Below are 15,787 nucleotides of genomic sequence, written 5' to 3' on the forward strand. Positions count from 1 at the left end.
CGCCCGGGTACGCGTGACGCCGGCTTGTCCACAGCTTGGCCGCGTGTCCGATGGTTGTCCCCAGAGCGTGATTCGGTTACTCGCGAGGGGAACGGCTCGGGCCATCGTGTCTTTCATGCCGCCGGCACTCGGCCGGCTCTCATGGGAGGCACGATGAACGACATCCATGTCACGCTGACCGGTAATGTCGCGGCCACGCCGCGCCAGCACACCTTCCCCGACGGCTCCCGGGTCACCTCGCTCAAGATCGCCTCGACGAGTCGTTACTTCGATCGGGAGAACCAGCAGTGGCGCAACGGCGAGACGACCTACTTCGGCGTCCGTTGCTTCCGCGGGCTCGCCGACAACGTCGCCCAGTCGGTCCAGCTGGGCCAGCCCGTCGTCGTTCAGGGACGGTTGCGGATCCGCGAGTTCACCCACGAGGGCGAGCGCCGATTCATGCCCGAGGTGGAGGCCAACTCACTCGGACACGACCTGCGCTGGGGGCTCGGGAGCTTCAGCAAGCCACAGCGCGGCGGCCCGGTCGCGGCGCTGGGCAGCGCGGAGCGGAGCGAGCTCGACCGCGAGACGTCCGACTGGGCCATGAGCGGTGGCGCCCCCGTGGACGCGGTGGCTCTCGGCGCCTCCTCCCCGCTGAAGGTCGGGCTCGACGACGAGCGGGCCGCGCCGACCGGCGGGCCGGCCGAGAGTGGTGCGATTCACGGAGACGCCGCTGAGGCTGCCTCAGGTGCGGTGGATCACGACTCCGCCGGGGAGAAAACGGAGGAGGGAGGGGCCGTGACCAGGAGAAGGAAGGCGGTGAAGGGAGCCACGAAGCGCGGAGACGCCGCGGGGGCCGACGACTCGGCTGCGGGGGGCGCCGGGGAGGAGACGGCCGGGGCAGTGCCGGGCGCGGCGAAGGTCCGCCCAGAGGTGAGTGATGAGACGCCCTGGCCGATGCGGGAGCGTGTGGCGGCCTGAGCCGTTTCCCGCCGGGAGGCCCGGGACGCGGGCCTCCCCACCCGATCGGCCATCCGAGGCCGGAGAGGTGTGCGGAGAAAACGTTCGAGACGGGCGGGAGATCGAACTTCGGGCAGAGGAATGAGCACGGGTCCGGGCAGAGGAATGAGCACGGGTCCGTGCAGAGGAAGAACACGGGTCCGTGCAGGGGAAGAACACGGACAGATGGACAGGGGGTGGGCACAGATTCGAACGGAAGATTTCGAACGGAAGATTTCGGACGGAAGATGAGGACGGGCGGGCGTCCGATGAAGGGGGACTTCGCAGGGGCAGGATGTCTGACGGGGTACAAGGCCTCGCACGGAAAGGGGCCTGGTGCGAGCGGAGTGAGGGGGGACCGGCCGGGCATGGTCGGTGTCTCGCCGCGGAGACGCGGAGGCGCGGAGAGGCCGAGATAACCAGCCGATGGTCTTGCCCGTGTCAGATGCCCAAGACACCTGTTAGGTCCAGGTCACGCCCCGCAGCATGGCTTGCTCCTTTCCCACACGGCCCGCTCGCGAGCGAGCGGTTTCCAAAACGTAGGTCAACCGGTGGGCTGGCCCACTCCGTCAAAGGTAGCGGTTCCCATCGCGCGTCGCACACTCCGCAACTATTGTGTTACACATCGTTAGTCGGAGAGGGGGACGACATGGCGGCTCCTAGTCACACCTCGGTCAAACCGCGCGACGGCATGACACCCTTGGTCGACCGCTGGCCCTTGCTCGGACAGCGTCGCCCGCTGGTCGGCTACCTCTGCGGGGTAGTGGCGCTGGATCTCGCCGCGATCGTGTTCTTCGTGGTATCCGGTGTTTTCCGCTGGTCCGATGTGCTGACCTTCACCGCGCTGATGGCGTGTGGAGCCGTGTGCATCGAGGCGACCCGGAGGCTTGGCATGCCGGCCGGCGTCCACCGGGACCTGCTCTCCGCCTGGTGGCTGCCCGCCGCACTGCTCCTCCCGCCGCTCTACGCTCTTCTGGCGCCCATTCCGCTCCAGTTCCTGCTGCAGAGGCGGGTGCGTGCGACGGTTGTCTACCGGCGGGTCTTCAGCTCGGCGGCGATCGGCCTGGCCGGATGTGCGGCCTCCCTGCTCTTCCACACCGCGGTCGGCGACCTGAGCGCGCTGACCAGAGGCGATGGGGGGCCGATCCTGGTGGCCGTCGGCTGCGCGGTCCTGTTCACGGTGATCAACACCGCGCTGATCGCCATCGCGGCGCACACCGCCGACCCCGACAGTCGCTGGCGGGAGGTCCTGTGGAACCGGGAGAATCTGCTCCTCGACGTCGTCGAACTCTGCCTCGGCGTCACCATCTCCATCACCTGCGGGCTCAATCTGGCTCTGCTGGTCCTGGCGTTGCCTCCCGTGGTGCTGCTCCAGCGCAGCCTGCTTCACGCCCAGCTTCAGGCCGCGGCCCGCACCGACCTCAAGACCGGCCTGCTGAACGCCGCGGCCTGGCAGCGAGAGGCCGACACCGAGATCGTCAGAGCGCGTCGCACGGGTGAGACACTCGCGCTGCTGATCGTCGACATCGACCACTTCAAGAGGGTCAACGACACCTACGGTCACCTGATCGGCGACCAGGTCCTCGTCGAGGTGGCCGACACCATCCGCAGCCAGCTGCGCGACTACGACGTGGTGGGCCGGTTCGGCGGTGAGGAGTTCGTCGTCCTGCTGCCCAGAGCCGACGTGACAGAGGCCCGCAGGGTTGCCGAGCGGCTGCGCTCCCGGGTGGGACGGATGGCGGTCCCGGCCGACGACAACATGATCACCGTGACCATCTCGGTCGGTGTCGCGATCATGAGCGTGCACGGGGACGACCTGATCGAACTGCTCGCCGCGGCGGACCTCGCCCTCTACCGAGCCAAGGAGCTCGGCCGCGACCAGATCTGTCTGTCGGCCACCATCGTGCCTCCGGCCCGCAGGCCCGGATCCGAGGCCGCCCCTAGCTGAACTTTCCAGGCCCTAAACTAAAGGCATGCCGGAGTACATCTACACACTGCAGCGCGTGCGCAAGGCGCACGGCGACAAGGTCGTCCTCGACGACGTGACGCTGTCGTTCCTACCGGGTGCCAAGATCGGTGTCCTGGGCCCCAACGGCACCGGAAAGTCGACGCTGCTGAAGATGATGGCGGGCCTGGAGCAGCCGTCCAACGGCGACGCCCGGCTCATGCCCGGCTTCACCGTCGGCATGCTCCAGCAGGAGCCCCCCCTCAACGAATCCAAGACCGTCCTCGGCAACGTCGAAGAGGGTGTCGCCGAGACCAAGGCGATGCTCGACCGCTTCAACGAGATCGCCGAGCTGATGGCCACCGACTACAGCGACGAGCTGCTCAACGAGATGGGCAAGCTTCAGGACGCCCTCGACCACCGCAACGGCTGGGATCTCGACAGTCAGCTGGAGCAGGCGATGGACGCCCTCCGCTGTCCCCCGCCGGACGCCGAGGTGACCCAGCTCTCCGGTGGAGAGCGTCGCCGGGTCGCCCTCTGCAAGCTGCTCCTGGAGCAGCCCGACCTGCTCCTGCTCGACGAGCCCACCAACCACCTCGACGCCGAGAGTGTCCAGTGGCTCGAGTCCCACCTGGAGAAGTATCCGGGCACCGTCCTGGCCGTCACCCACGACCGCTACTTCCTGGACAACGTGGCCACCTGGATCCTGGAGCTCGACCGCGGCCGTTGCCACCCGTACGAGGGCAACTACTCCACCTACCTGGAGGCCAAGGCCGCGCGGCTCAAGCTCGAAGGTCAGAAGGACGCCAAGCGCAAGAAGCGCCTGGAGGAGGAGCTGGAGTGGGTCCGCTCCAACGCCAGGGCCCGCCAGACCAAGAGCCGGGCGCGCCTGCAGCGCTACGATGAGATGGCCGCCGAGGCCGACAAGTACCGCAAGCTCGACTTCGAAGAGATCCAGATCCCGCCGGGCCCGCGTCTGGGCACCACGGTCATCCGGGCCGAGAAGCTCACCAAGGGCTTCGAGGAGCGCGTCCTGATGGAGAGCCTCTCCTTCGACCTGCCGCGTAACGGCCTCGTCGGCATCATCGGCCCGAACGGTGTCGGCAAGACCACTCTGTTCCGGATGATCACCGGTGGTGAGACGCCGGACAACGGTGCGATCATCGTCGGTGACACCGTCAAGATCTCTTACGCCGACCAGAGCCGGGGAGGGATCGACCCGGCGAAGAACGTCTGGGAGGTCGTCTCCGACGGGCTCGACTACATCAAGGTCGGCCAGGTCGAGATGCCGTCGCGCGCCTACATCGCCGCGTTCGGGTTCAAGGGCCCGGACCAGCAGAAGAAGGCGGGCATCCTGTCCGGCGGAGAGCGCAACCGGCTCAACCTGGCGCTCACCCTCAAGCAGGGCGGCAACGTGCTCCTGCTCGACGAGCCCACCAACGACCTCGACACCGAGACGCTCTCCAGCCTGGAGAACGCGCTGCTGGAGTTCCCCGGCTGCGCGGTCATCACCTCGCACGACCGGTGGTTCCTCGACCGCATCGCGACCCACATCCTGGCCTGGGAAGAGGGGTCGAACTGGTTCTGGTTCGAGGGCAACTACGCCGACTACGAGAAGAACAAGATCGAGCGTCTGGGCGCCGACGCGGCCCGGCCGCACCGCGTCACCTACCGTAAGCTCACCCGCGACTGACCCCGCCTCGCCGCACCTGACGCGGGCCGCGTCAGGTGCGCTCCCGGTCGCGACCGCACGATCCGACGAGCTCCCGGTGCCCCCGCCGTACGACGGGAACCGGGGGCTCGCTACGGTTCTGGGTGTGTTTGGACAGAGCATCGCGGACGAGGTCGGCCATGGCCACCGACACGTGTTCCCCAGGGCTGTCAGGTTCGCCGACATCGACTCGCTGGGTCATGTCAACAACGTGCGGTTCCTCGACTATCTGGAGGACGCGCGGTCGGGGATGTTCTACATCGACCCCCAGCGCGAGGGAAACGCTCCTTTCGCCGGACTGGTGATCGCCCGGCATGAGATCGACTACCGGCGCCCCCTCACCTTCCGTCCCGACCCGGTCCGGGTGGAGTCGTGGGTGACGAAGGTTAGTCCGGTGCGGTTCACCCTCGCGTACGAGATCCGCGACGATGACGAGATCTTCGTCAAGGCCCGCTCGGTGCTCGTGGCCTACGACGTGGAGAGTGCCTCTCCCCGGCGGCTGAACTCCGGCGAGCTCGCCTACCTGCGCAGGTTCACCGCGGGCTGAGGCCCTTCCAGGAGCGAGGCCGGCCTCCTGACCCGAGGCCCGTCCGCCGGAAGCCGTCAGACCTCGGGGGCCTGCAGCCAGACCGCGGTGTCCGGCAGGAGCAGGTGGCCTTCCACCGGGGTGCTGCCGATCAGGACACGGTCGTGCGGCGGCAGTCGCACCGGCGCGGAACCACAGTTGATGACGCAGATCAGGGAACCCCGGTTGAGGACGAGGGCGTCCTCCGGGGCCTCCTGCCAGCTGATCTCTTCGGGCAGCGTGCCACGGAGGGCTCGGCGGACGCGCAGGGCCTCCTGGTAGAAGCTCAGCGTCGAGCCGGGGTCGCTCGACTGGCGCTCGGCGGAGAGCACGGCCCACTCGACGGGCTGGGGCAGCCAGGACCGTGTTCCATCGGGCGAGAAGCCGTACGGTTCGGCCATGCCGGACCAGGGGATGGGAACCCGGCAGCCGTCGCGGCCGGGCAGCTCTCCCTTGGAGCGGGCGAAGATGGGGTCCTGGCGGGCCTCCGGGGGAAGACTCTTCACCTCGGGGAGGCCCAGTTCCTCCCCCTGGTAGAGATACGCGGAGCCCGGTAGGGCGAGCATGGCGAGCAGCGCCGCGCGGGCGCGGGCCAGGCCCGTCGTGGAATTGGTCAGGCCGTCACCGTACCGGGTCACGTGGCGGACCACGTCGTGGTTGGAGAGCACCCAGGTGGGAGCGGTCACGGCGGCCAGCGTGTCATCGATGATCTTCTTGAACGCGGGCCCGGACCAGGGGGCCTCCAGCCAGGCGAAGTTGAAGCTCTGGTGGAGCTCGTCGGGGCGAAGGTAGAGCGCGAGATCCTCGACGGAGTCGGTCCAGACCTCGCCGACCGCCACCCGCTCGCCGTCGTAGGAGTCGAGCACCTTGCGCCAGGCGCGGTAGACCTCGTGCACCTCGGGCCGTCCCCAGATCGGCGACTCGGCCTTGAACGCCTGGTCCTGCGGCGGGGTGTCCGGCAGCTCCTCGGCCTTGTACAGGCCCATCGCCACGTCGATCCTGAACCCGTCCACCCCCCGGTCGAGCCAGAACCGCAGCACGTCGAGGAACTCGGCGTGCACCTCGGGGTTGCGCCAGTTGAAGTCAGGTTGTTCCGCGGCGAAAAGGTGCAGGTACCACTGCCCGTCGGAGGTCTTGGTCCAGGCCGGGCCGCTGAAGGTCGACTGCCAGTTGTTGGGAGGCAGATCACCGCCGTCACGGAAGATGTAGCGGTCGCGTCCCTCGCCGAGCAGCGCGGCCTGGAACCACGCGTGAGCCGAGGAGCTGTGGTTCGGAACGATGTCCACGATCACCCGGAGCCCGAGGCGATGCGCCTCGGCGACGAGCTCGTCGAAGTCGGCGAGCGTGCCGAAGAGGGGGTCGACGTCACGGTAGTCGGCCACATCGTAGCCACCGTCGGCCATGGGGGAGCGGTAGAAGGGGGTCAGCCAGATCGCGTCCACACCGAGTTCGGCGAGGTACGGCAGGCGCTGCCGGATGCCGGGCAGGTCGCCGACACCGTCTCCGGAGGCGTCGGCGAAGCTGCGAACGTAGATCTCGTAGACGACGGCATCACGCCACCAGGGGGATTCCATGTGCTTTGGACTGCCCCCGCTTGACGATTTTTATGCGTCAGGGGCGTTGATCATGCTGCTCGCCGCGTACACGAGATAGTCCCAGAGACGTTTCTCCAGGTCCTCGGGGAGTTCCAGGGAGATCACCGCGTCGTGCATGTGCCTGAGCCAGGCGTCGTGCTCGACCGAGCGGATGACGAACGGGTTGTGCCGCATCCGCAGGCGCGGGTGGCCTCGCTGTGCGCTGTAGGTGTTGGGGCCGCCCCAGTACTGGATGAGGAACAGGCGTAGTCGCTCTTCGGCCCCGTCCAGGTCATCCTCGGGATACAGCGGCCGTAGCACCGGATCGGCCGCCACTCCCTGGTAGAAGTGGTGCACGAGACGTCTGAAGGTCTCTTCGCCGCCGACGGCGTCGTAGAAGGACTGGGATTCCCCGGGGATAACGGACACGTCCCCAGCCTAATCGACGTCAGCCGGCGATCGGGATTTCGGCGTGGTCGAGGGCGGACTTGACCCGGATGCGGAGCTCGCGGGCGACCTCCGCCTGCCGGGAGGGGATGGTCTTGACGCTGACCCTGAAGATGACGGCGGTTTCGGAGATCTGCTCGATGCCCCAGACCTGCGGCTCCTCGACGATGATGGAGTCGCGGAAGGCGAGGTCGTTCCACATCTCGTCGGCGACCTGCTTGAGCAGGTCGCGGACCACGGGGATGTCGGAGGCGTAGGCCACGGGCACGTCTACGGTGGCGCGAGACCAGCCCTGCGACGCGTTGCCGACGCGGGTGATGGTGCCGTTACGGATGTACCAGACCCGGCCGTCGCTGTCGCGCAGGCGGGTGATGCGCAGGGTGACGGCCTCCACGGTGCCGATCGCGGTACCCGCGTCGATCACGTCGCCCACGCCGTACTGGTCCTCCAGAAGCATGAACATGCCTGCGATGAAGTCCTTGACGAGTTCCTGGGCGCCGAAGCCGACCGCCACGCCCAGAATGCCGACGCTGGTCAGCAGGGGGGCGATGGGGACGGAGAGCCGATCCAGGACGGTCAGCACGGCGGTGCCCAGGATGATGATCGAGGCGACCGGCTTGAGCACGGAACCGATGGTCTCGGCCCGCTGTCTGCGCCGCTCGGCCACGATCGCGTCGAGGCCCTCGGGGGTCACCGCCTCCCTGCCGCGCAGCCGTCCCGCCAGGGACGCACGCTCGGCGGAGGCCTTCCGCACCACCCGGCTGATCAGCCGGTGCGCCACGTTGCGCAGGAGCAACGCGATGATCACGACCAGCGCGATGGCGATCATGCCCGCGATCACGGGGGCCGCCCAGCTCACGGGTACGATCATCTGCACGAAGTCGCAGATCATCCCTCCGCCGTTCCCGCAGCCCTTTGTCAATCCCGCGCTCATGTCGATGAGTTCCTCGACCACGACTCCGGGGCCGGGGGTCGGGGTGACGCTGGTGCTGGGGGTGGTGCTGGGGGTTGGGCTGGGGCTGGGGATGGGCGTGGGGGAAAGCAAGAACACGGAGTGGATCCCTCTCGGATCGGATCGACGGGTCAGACGGGCGAGTCATGCGACCTACCCATATTGCCGATCGAACCGGCCTCCGTCACATCACGCCGGGGAAGACGGGGACATTCGGATCTGGGGCCGCGGGGGCGGACCCGGATGCCCCGGTGACGGGCGGCCCGGACGGGACACGCACCCGGAAGCGTGTCCCGTGCCGTTCCCGAGGGGGATCCCTCCTACTCACCGCCCGGACGAGAGACCAGGCGGCAGCCTTTGCCTTACAGCAGTTCGTGGCTTCGGCTCGGGCGAGCCTCAGCGGTTCCGCCGGTGGAGGCCCGCGCGTGTCAGGCCGGTGGTCCTTCGTGGGACGCGGCGCGGTTGAGCGGTCCGGCTCGGACGATTCGGAGCCGACGGGGTGACCAGCGTCCGAGGACGCTCCGCACCGGTCCCCCCGTCGGCTCCGCCGGGCCGTGGTAGGCGCGGCGCGTCGGGCAGGTGAAGCCCTCCGCGCCGCTCACCTCATTCCCCTACCGCGGCGAGTACGCGTGCGACCTTGGTCGCGGCACCGGCGGGGTCCTCCACCGTGTGCATCCGTTCACCCCAGGACCACCAGTAGTACCAATCCCGGTGGCTGGGGGCGGCCTGTGCTCGGCAGGTGACGTTCTCCGCCAGGCTGGTCGCCTTCGGATTGATCACACGCACGAACGCGCGGCCGGAGTGGGTCCGCACCACACGGGCGTGCAGCCCGCGGCAGTCAAGCTCCGTCACCAGTCGCTCCAGGTGCCGGAAGTCGTCTTCACCCACCTCGCCCCTCCTCGTGGTTTTGGTTCGCCGGCACCGAATCGTGTTCGCTTGATCACGCCTTCGGTGCTGCTCGCCAAAGATGACTCACAGTGGCCCCATGGGTCAATTCAGGGAAAACCCAGTTCAGGGTGGGCGTTGTGCCAAGTAGGTTGAAAGAAACAGTCCGCCGGGGGACGATTCTTAGCCGACGGCTTTATTAGCACGTTCCGGATGAGTCAAACGTGGTCCATCATTCTCGGTAGGCGTAGTGCGACGAATAGATCACACTGTGTCAATGGAGAGAGGACCGGTCGGGACTAAGTGTGCCAGCCAGCCCAGCTGGCCGCGAGAGAGGGGCCGGTATGTCCGGCAGGCAGCACAGGGAGACAGAGCTGGCACGGCAGGTCCGGGCCCGTGGCCTGGCCGTCGGGAAGTCCTCGGCGCAGATAGCCGGGGAAATCTACGAGAAATGCAATTCGCAATTCGGGACTACCCGGGTTAAAGGTCACCGCCTTGCCCATGGTGTCGCCCTCGCGGACGTCATCGAACAGATACGGGCGCTGTTCGAACGCGACGGCAAGTCGGCCCCTGGCATCGGTGAGACGCTCCTGTCCGCGTACGAGAGCGGATTGAAGCGGCCCGGTCCCGAGTACCTGCACTACCTGTGCTCCGCCTACCGGGTCGAGCCGGCCTCCCTCGGGTACGACGGCCCGTGCATCTGCGGCCACGGCCACAGAATGCCCGGTGTCGTCCGAGGCGATCTCCAGGATGGAAGACCCGACACATCCCCTGATCCGCGCGAGCTGCTGATCCAGCCGATCGGCTTGGAACTTTCCGCGGATGGGAGCGAGGAGGACGAGAACGTGTTACGGAGGACACTCTTACAGCTCCTGGCCGGCAGCGGCATCGCGCTGGACGGACAGGTGCTCGGATCAGTGGAGAGCATCCGCAGACGGATGGACGACACGCTGGTTTCGGCCACCGTCTCGCCCGCGATGCTCGACCAGTGGGAGGAATCCACCATCGGCTTCGGCCGTCAGTACATGAACACCCCCCCGCTCAGGCTGCTGTGCGACGTGATGCTGGAGTTCAGTGCGGTGCGCAAGGCCATGGAGCGGCGCCAGCCGGTCGACCTGCAGGAACGGCTATGTCGCATGGCGGCCCAGCTGGCCGGTCTGAGCGGAATGATCATGGTCAATCTCGGCGACCACAGGCTTGCCCGATCCTTCTTCAGGACCGGCAGGACCGCCGCGGACGAGACCGGCGACCGTGCGCTGAGAGCGTGGGTCACGGCCAGGGAGGCTCTGGTCCCGCTCTATTACGGTGACCCGCGCGAGGCGCTCAACCTCGCGAAGAAGAGCCGTGACCTGGCCGGGCAGACGCCCTGCGCGGCCCAGGCCATGGCCCCGGTGGTCGAGGCCCGTGCGCTGGCGATGATGTCGGGCACGGGCAAGAAGGACGTGGTCGACCAGGCGAAGCGGGCGCTTTCCCGGGCCAGGGTCGCCTTCTCCCAGATGGCCGCCGCGGACCAGGACGACGCCACCTTCGGCTACACCGAGCGACAGCTCTACTTCCACCAGGGAGACGCGCTGGTCAAGCTCGGGCAGGCGATGGAGGCCGACCTCATCCTGGAACAGGCGCTCACCAAGTACGGCCCGACCGACTGGCTCGACCCGACCTTCATCAAGTTCGACCGTGCCCAGTGCAAGATCCTTGAGGGTGATGTGGACGAGGCGCTGGACATCGCCCAGCGCACGATCTCGGGTCTCGATGAGGCGTGCAGGCCCGACATCCTCATGCAGCGCGCCCACGAGGTGGGCAGGCAGGCCGAGGTGAAGGCTCCCGGGCATCCCAAGCTCAAGGTCTACCTGGAATCGCTGCGCGGTCGCGGCGCGTGGCCGGAGGACTCGGTGGCCGGCGGGGGTGGCAGTTGAGGCCGAGGCTTCGGCGTTATCGCTGGTCCGACATCGAATCCGTCTGGGCACTCCACCAGATATGCCTCGCCCAGGTCGGCCTCGCGCCAGGGGACGGTGTCTACTACGAGGACGATTTCCCCAGGATCCACGAGATCTACCTCGCCGACCGGGGAGAGTTCCTCGTGGGTGAGACCCCTGCCGGGCGTATTGTCACGATGGGCGGGCTCCGTCGCGTCGACGACCAGACCGCGGAGATGTGCCGCATGCGGGTTCATCCGGAGTTCCAGCGTCGTGGGTTCGGCGCCCAGATGGTCGTCGCGCTGGAGGCGCGGGCGATCGAACTCGGCTACGTACGGCTTCGTGGGGATACCACCCTGAGTCAACCGGCGGCGATGGAGCTCTACCGCAAGTTCGGGTGGCGCGAGGTCCGCAGGGAAGAACGAGGGGGATCTGTGGTGATTTATGGAGAAAAAGATCTAATGGCCGCTATGTCCACATTAATGAAGTGACCTGAACTTAGGCCGCTTCACTATTCGGCATTGCCAATTCGTGAAATATTCGAATAATTGTTCTTTGTGTCTATCGCCGTCCTCGGGTGAGTGCGATGAAAAAGATCATTGTTCACAAATTTGGCGTGTCCAGGCTCGGTGGCATTGCCAGCGCCATCCACAAAGGGTGAGATTCTCCCCGGCCGGGGGAATCGTTCTCTGCCGACCGCGGCCCTCGATCTTCGAGATCGAGGGCCGCGCCATACGGTATTTCCGGGTTTGCCCGACGGTCGCATCACCCCAGCCGGGTGACGCGGGAGACGACTTCCCGTAGGTCCGGGGGCTCCAGGCTGTCGGGGAGCTCGGCCATCTCCTCCGTTGAGAACCAGCCGAAGCCCAGGTAGGTGGTGTCCTCCTCCGCGCTGAGCGACCCCGGGCTCACCTCGGGAGTGCCCTCGAACCTGGCCAGGTAGAACCGTTCGGTCTTGGCGTAGTGGACGCCGAGCCAGTGGAAGTCCCGGCGTACCGGCACCCAGCGGTCCACCACCGCCTCGCCGGGCAGGCCCGTCTCCTCCGCGAGTTCCCGCCGTGCCGCGTCAAGGGGGGGCTCGCCCGGGTCCATGCCGCCGCCCGGTGGCTCCCACAGGCGTCGGCCGCCGACGGTGTCACGCCAGTGCATGAGAAGCACCCGGCCAGAGGAGTCCACGCAGATCACCCGGGCAGCGGGCCGGTCGTTCGGCTGAGGGGCGTCCATAGGTCAGGGACGCTACCATCGCCGCCCCGTCCGGGGGATCCGTGCGGACTCCGCCGGCCGGGGGACCCGTGTCCGGGTGGCTCTTCCCACCTCCTGGCTCGCCGCGTGCCGACCGGCTGGGTGTGGCACCGGGATTCGCTGTACTCTGCCCAGGTCAGGTGGAAGTACCTTACGATCCGACCGCTCCAGCTCAAGGGTGAAGGCATGAGTTCCAGGGCCGAGTTTGTGTTGACGCTGTCCTGTCCGGACCGTCCTGGCGTGGTGGCGGCGGTCTCCGGTCTCCTGGCCGGACGGGGCTGCAACATCATCGAGAGCCAGCAGTTCGGTGATGCCGTGACCGAGCGGTTCTTCATGCGGGTGCAGTTCGCCTCTCCGTTGCCCGATGGGGAACTGCGCGAGGCCTTCGCCGCGCTCGCCCCCGAGTTCGGCATGGATTTCAAGCTGCGGGAGGCGTCCGTCAAGCCGCGTGTGCTGGTGATGGTCAGCAAGTTCGGCCACTGCCTGAACGACCTGCTCTACCGGACACGCTCGGGCCTGCTCGACATCGAGATCGTCGCGGTCGTCTCCAACCACCCGGATCTGCGGCCGCTGACCCAGTCGTACGGCATCGACTACCATCACCTGCCGGTCACGCCCGAGACCAGGTCCAGGCAGGAGGCGGAGGTGCTGACCCTCGTCGATCACTACCAGGCCGACCTGGTGGTGCTCGCCCGCTACATGCAGGTGCTGTCCGAGGACCTCTGCGTCAAGCTCGCGGGCAACGTGATCAATATTCACCACTCGTTCCTGCCGTCGTTCAAGGGCGCCAAGCCCTACCACCAGGCGCACTCCCGTGGCGTGAAGCTGATCGGCGCGACCGCGCACTATGTGACCGCCGACCTCGACGAGGGCCCGATCATCGAGCAGGAGGTCGCCCGGGTCAACCACACCCACTCCGCGGACGACCTCGCCGCCATCGGCCGCGACGTCGAGTGCCAGGCCCTGGCCCGTGCCGTCCGCTGGCACACCGAGCAGCGCGTCCTGCTCGACGGCCACAAGACGATCGTCTTCCCCCGCTAGCGTCCCGTTTCCGCCTGTCGCCCGGCGGGTGTCCGAAGGCCAGGTTGCCGGATCGCACCACCTCCTCGCTCGCGTGGCTCACGCCGGAGGAGCGCCCCCGCTCCCCCGGGGTGTCCTTGCCATGCCCGCTGGTGTGTTCGGGTTTCTGTCTCTTGCTCATGTCCAGAACCTCATGGATTCGCTGGTTATCAGCAGATTCTCGGCAGCGGGTCGCCGACCAGCAGGTCGACGATGCGGGTGCCCCCGAAGGAGGTCCTCAGCAGGACCAGCCCCGGCGGGTCGTCGTTGATCCGTCCGATGATCGCCGCGTCGGAGCCGAGTGGATGGGAGCGGAGGGCGACCAGTGCCGCCTCGGCGGCCTGTTCGGCCACCACCGCGACCATCCGGCCCTCGCAGGCGACGTAGAGTGGGTCGATCCCCAGCAGTTCGCACGCCCCCCGCACCACCGGGCGGACCGGAACGGCGTCCTCGTCGAGTACGACGGCGACCTGCGAGGCCCCGGCTATCTCGTTGACGATCGTCGCCACCCCACCGCGGGTCGCGTCGCGCAGGCAACGCACCGCGCCGTCTTCGCAGGCGTCCAGCAGCAGGCCGGTGAGGGCGTTGAGCGGTGCGGTGTCGGAGCACAGGTCGGCTTCGATGTCCAGCTCTCCCCGGGCCAGCATGACGGTGATCCCGTGCTCGCCGATCGGCCCGGACACGATGACCACGTCACCCGGCCGCGCGGCGGCGACGCTCAGCCGGATGGGCCGCTCCAGTGTCCCGATGCCGGAGGTGGTCACGTAGCAGCCGTCGGCCTTGCCCCTCTGCACGACCTTGGTGTCGCCGGTGACGATCCACACGTCCGCCACCCGCGCGGCCTGGGCCATCGAGGCGGTGATGCGCCGCAGGTCGGCGAAGGGAAAGCCCTCTTCCAGGATGAATCCGGCCGACAGGTAGCGGGGGCGGGCCCCGCACATGGCCAGGTCGTTGACCGTGCCGTTCACCGCGAGGTCGCCGATGTCGCCCCCGGGAAAGAAGAGCGGCGTCACCACGAACGAGTCGGTGGTGAAGGCGAGCCCGTCGGTGACCGCGCCGTCCTCCAGGGGTTCCAGCATCGGGTTGCGGAACGACTCCAGGAACACCGCCTCGATCAGGGTTTGCGTGGCCTTGCCGCCCGCGCCGTGCGCCAGGGTGATGAGCTCCTCCCGCACGCGCGCCCTGCGGCGCCGTACCCGCTCGATCCGGTCCAGGACCTGCTGCTCCCGGTCGGATGTGTCGGGGCCGCCTGCCTTTCTCGTCCGGTCCAGGACCCGCTGCTCCCGGTCGGATGTGTCGCCGCCCGTCTTTCTCGTCCGCTCCAGGACCCGCTGCTCCCCACCTGGCCCCTCGCCCGGCCCGGCGTAGCCCTCTCCGTCGTTCACCTCCGAGTCGCCTCCCTGACGCGCTCGCGCGAGAACCGGCCGAAGTTGTAGTACGCCGCGCAGGCGCCCTCGGACGAGACCATGCACGTGCCGATCGGTGTCTCCGGGGTGCACGCGGTGCCGAACACCTTGCACTCCCAGGGCTTGAGCACTCCCTTGAGCACCTCGCCGCACTGGCACGCCTTCGGGTCGGCCACCCGCCCGCCGGGAATCTGGAAGATCCGCTCGGCGTCGAAGGCGGCGTACCGTTCGGTGACCCTGAGGGCCGACTGGGAGATGAAACCCAGCCCGCGCCACTCGAAGTACGGTCGCAGCTCCATCACCTGATTGATGACGTGCAGAGCTTTGAGGTTGCCGTCCCACGGGACCACCCGGGAGTACTGGTTCTCCACCTCCGAACGTCCCTCGGCCAGTTGCGCGAGGAGGCGGTAGACCGTGTGCAGTAGGTCCAGCGGCTCGAAACCGGCCACCACCAGGGGCTTGCCGTAGACACGGGAGATGAACTCGTACGGCCGGCAGCCGATCACGGTGGAGACGTGGCCGGGGCCGATGAACCCGTCCAGGCGCAGGTCGGGGGAGTCCAGGATCGCCTTGATCGCGGGGATGATCGTCACGTGGTTGCAGAAGATCGAGAAGTTCTCGATCCCCTCGGCCTCGGCACGCAGGACGGTCATCGCCGTCGAGGGTGCCGTGGTCTCGAACCCGATGGCCATGAAGACCACGCGCCTGCCGGGATTCTGCCGGGCGATCTTCAGCGCGTCCAGCGGGGAGTACACCAGCCGGATGTCGGCGCCCCGCGCCTTGGCGTCGAGGAACGAGCCGTTACCGCCGGGCACCCGCATCATGTCGCCGAACGACGTCATGATCACATCTGGTTGCTCGGCGATGTGGATGGCGTCGTCCATCCGTCCCATGGGGATGACGCAGACCGGGCAGCCGGGGCCGTGCACCAGCGTGACGGCCCCTGGCAGGTAGTCCTCCAGGCCGTGCCTGTAGATCGTGTGGGTGTGCCCGCCACACACCTCCATGAACTTGTAGTCGCGGCCCGGCTCGCAGAGTGCGGTGATCCGCGCGGCGAGCATCCGGGCCTTCTCCGCGTCGCGGTACTCGTCGACGAAACGCATCAGC

14 protein-coding genes are annotated in these 15,787 nt (G+C 67.8%); 7 read left to right on the top strand and 7 right to left on the bottom strand.

Features of this window, described 5'->3' with window-relative positions; genetic code table 11:
• Positions 1 to 153: 153 nt before the first annotated feature.
• The 4 genes from OIE13_RS03595 (at position 154) to OIE13_RS03610 (ending at position 5,181) form a co-directional block, all read left to right on the top strand.
• On the top strand, positions 154 to 960 hold the full coding sequence (locus OIE13_RS03595) for a single-stranded DNA-binding protein (RefSeq protein ID WP_326643195.1): 807 nt from the start codon (positions 154 to 156) through the stop codon (positions 958 to 960).
• A gap of 667 nt (positions 961 to 1,627) precedes the next feature.
• Complete coding sequence (locus OIE13_RS03600) at positions 1,628 to 2,926, top strand: GGDEF domain-containing protein (RefSeq protein ID WP_326643194.1); 1,299 nt, start codon at positions 1,628 to 1,630, stop codon at positions 2,924 to 2,926.
• A gap of 25 nt (positions 2,927 to 2,951) precedes the next feature.
• Positions 2,952 to 4,616, top strand: a complete 1,665-nt coding sequence (ettA, locus tag OIE13_RS03605) for an energy-dependent translational throttle protein EttA (protein WP_326643192.1) — start codon at positions 2,952 to 2,954, stop codon at positions 4,614 to 4,616.
• A gap of 124 nt (positions 4,617 to 4,740) precedes the next feature.
• Positions 4,741 to 5,181 (top strand): acyl-CoA thioesterase, encoded by a 441-nt coding sequence (locus OIE13_RS03610; RefSeq protein ID WP_326643190.1) that lies wholly within the window; start codon positions 4,741 to 4,743, stop codon positions 5,179 to 5,181.
• Positions 5,182 to 5,237: 56 nt separating this feature from the next.
• Here the strand turns inward: OIE13_RS03610 and OIE13_RS03615 are convergent, their stop codons facing one another.
• From OIE13_RS03615 to OIE13_RS03630, 4 genes are all read right to left on the bottom strand, one after another.
• The gene (locus OIE13_RS03615) at positions 5,238 to 6,773 is read right to left on the bottom strand and encodes a glycoside hydrolase family 13 protein (RefSeq protein ID WP_326829524.1); all 1,536 of its coding nucleotides are present in this window, start codon (positions 6,771 to 6,773) and stop codon (positions 5,238 to 5,240) included.
• 30 nt (positions 6,774 to 6,803) lie between these two features.
• A complete protein-coding gene (locus tag OIE13_RS03620; RefSeq protein WP_326643187.1) occupies positions 6,804 to 7,202 on the bottom strand; it encodes a globin in 399 nt (132 codons plus the stop codon).
• A 19-nt stretch (positions 7,203 to 7,221) separates the two neighbouring features.
• Positions 7,222 to 8,271 (bottom strand): mechanosensitive ion channel family protein, encoded by a 1,050-nt coding sequence (locus OIE13_RS03625; RefSeq protein ID WP_326643184.1) that lies wholly within the window; start codon positions 8,269 to 8,271, stop codon positions 7,222 to 7,224.
• Between the two features lie 504 nt (positions 8,272 to 8,775).
• The gene (locus OIE13_RS03630; protein WP_326643182.1) at positions 8,776 to 9,060 is read right to left on the bottom strand and encodes a hypothetical protein; all 285 of its coding nucleotides are present in this window, start codon (positions 9,058 to 9,060) and stop codon (positions 8,776 to 8,778) included.
• 341 nt (positions 9,061 to 9,401) lie between these two features.
• On the opposite strand from OIE13_RS03630, the gene OIE13_RS03635 reads away from it, so the two are divergent.
• Together OIE13_RS03635 and OIE13_RS03640 are read left to right on the top strand one after the other, a co-directional pair.
• Positions 9,402 to 10,973, top strand: a complete 1,572-nt coding sequence (locus OIE13_RS03635) for an XRE family transcriptional regulator (RefSeq protein ID WP_326643180.1) — start codon at positions 9,402 to 9,404, stop codon at positions 10,971 to 10,973.
• The gene (locus OIE13_RS03640; protein ID WP_326643178.1) at positions 10,970 to 11,464 is read left to right on the top strand and encodes a GNAT family N-acetyltransferase; all 495 of its coding nucleotides are present in this window, start codon (positions 10,970 to 10,972) and stop codon (positions 11,462 to 11,464) included. Before OIE13_RS03635 ends, OIE13_RS03640 begins: the two co-directional genes overlap by 4 nt.
• 274 nt (positions 11,465 to 11,738) lie before the next feature.
• On the opposite strand, the gene OIE13_RS03645 is transcribed toward OIE13_RS03640, so the two are convergent.
• Entirely contained in the window at positions 11,739 to 12,197 is a 459-nt protein-coding gene (locus OIE13_RS03645; RefSeq protein ID WP_326643176.1) for an NUDIX hydrolase, read from the bottom strand.
• A gap of 204 nt (positions 12,198 to 12,401) precedes the next feature.
• On the opposite strand from OIE13_RS03645, the gene purU reads away from it, so the two are divergent.
• Positions 12,402 to 13,256 (top strand): formyltetrahydrofolate deformylase, encoded by an 855-nt coding sequence (gene purU / locus OIE13_RS03650; protein ID WP_326643174.1) that lies wholly within the window; start codon positions 12,402 to 12,404, stop codon positions 13,254 to 13,256.
• A 188-nt stretch (positions 13,257 to 13,444) separates the two neighbouring features.
• Here the strand turns inward: purU and hypE are convergent, their stop codons facing one another.
• Both hypE and hypD read right to left on the bottom strand, forming a co-directional pair.
• A complete protein-coding gene (hypE, locus tag OIE13_RS03655; protein ID WP_326829525.1) occupies positions 13,445 to 14,659 on the bottom strand; it encodes a hydrogenase expression/formation protein HypE in 1,215 nt (404 codons plus the stop codon).
• A complete protein-coding gene (gene hypD / locus OIE13_RS03660) occupies positions 14,656 to 15,783 on the bottom strand; it encodes a hydrogenase formation protein HypD (RefSeq protein WP_326643171.1) in 1,128 nt (375 codons plus the stop codon). The genes hypE and hypD overlap by 4 nt, the downstream gene beginning before the upstream one ends.
• Positions 15,784 to 15,787 lie beyond the last annotated feature (4 nt).

It is taken from the genome of Streptosporangium sp. NBC_01810 (genome assembly GCF_035917355.1).
Classification (GTDB): Bacteria; Actinomycetota; Actinomycetes; order Streptosporangiales; family Streptosporangiaceae; genus Streptosporangium.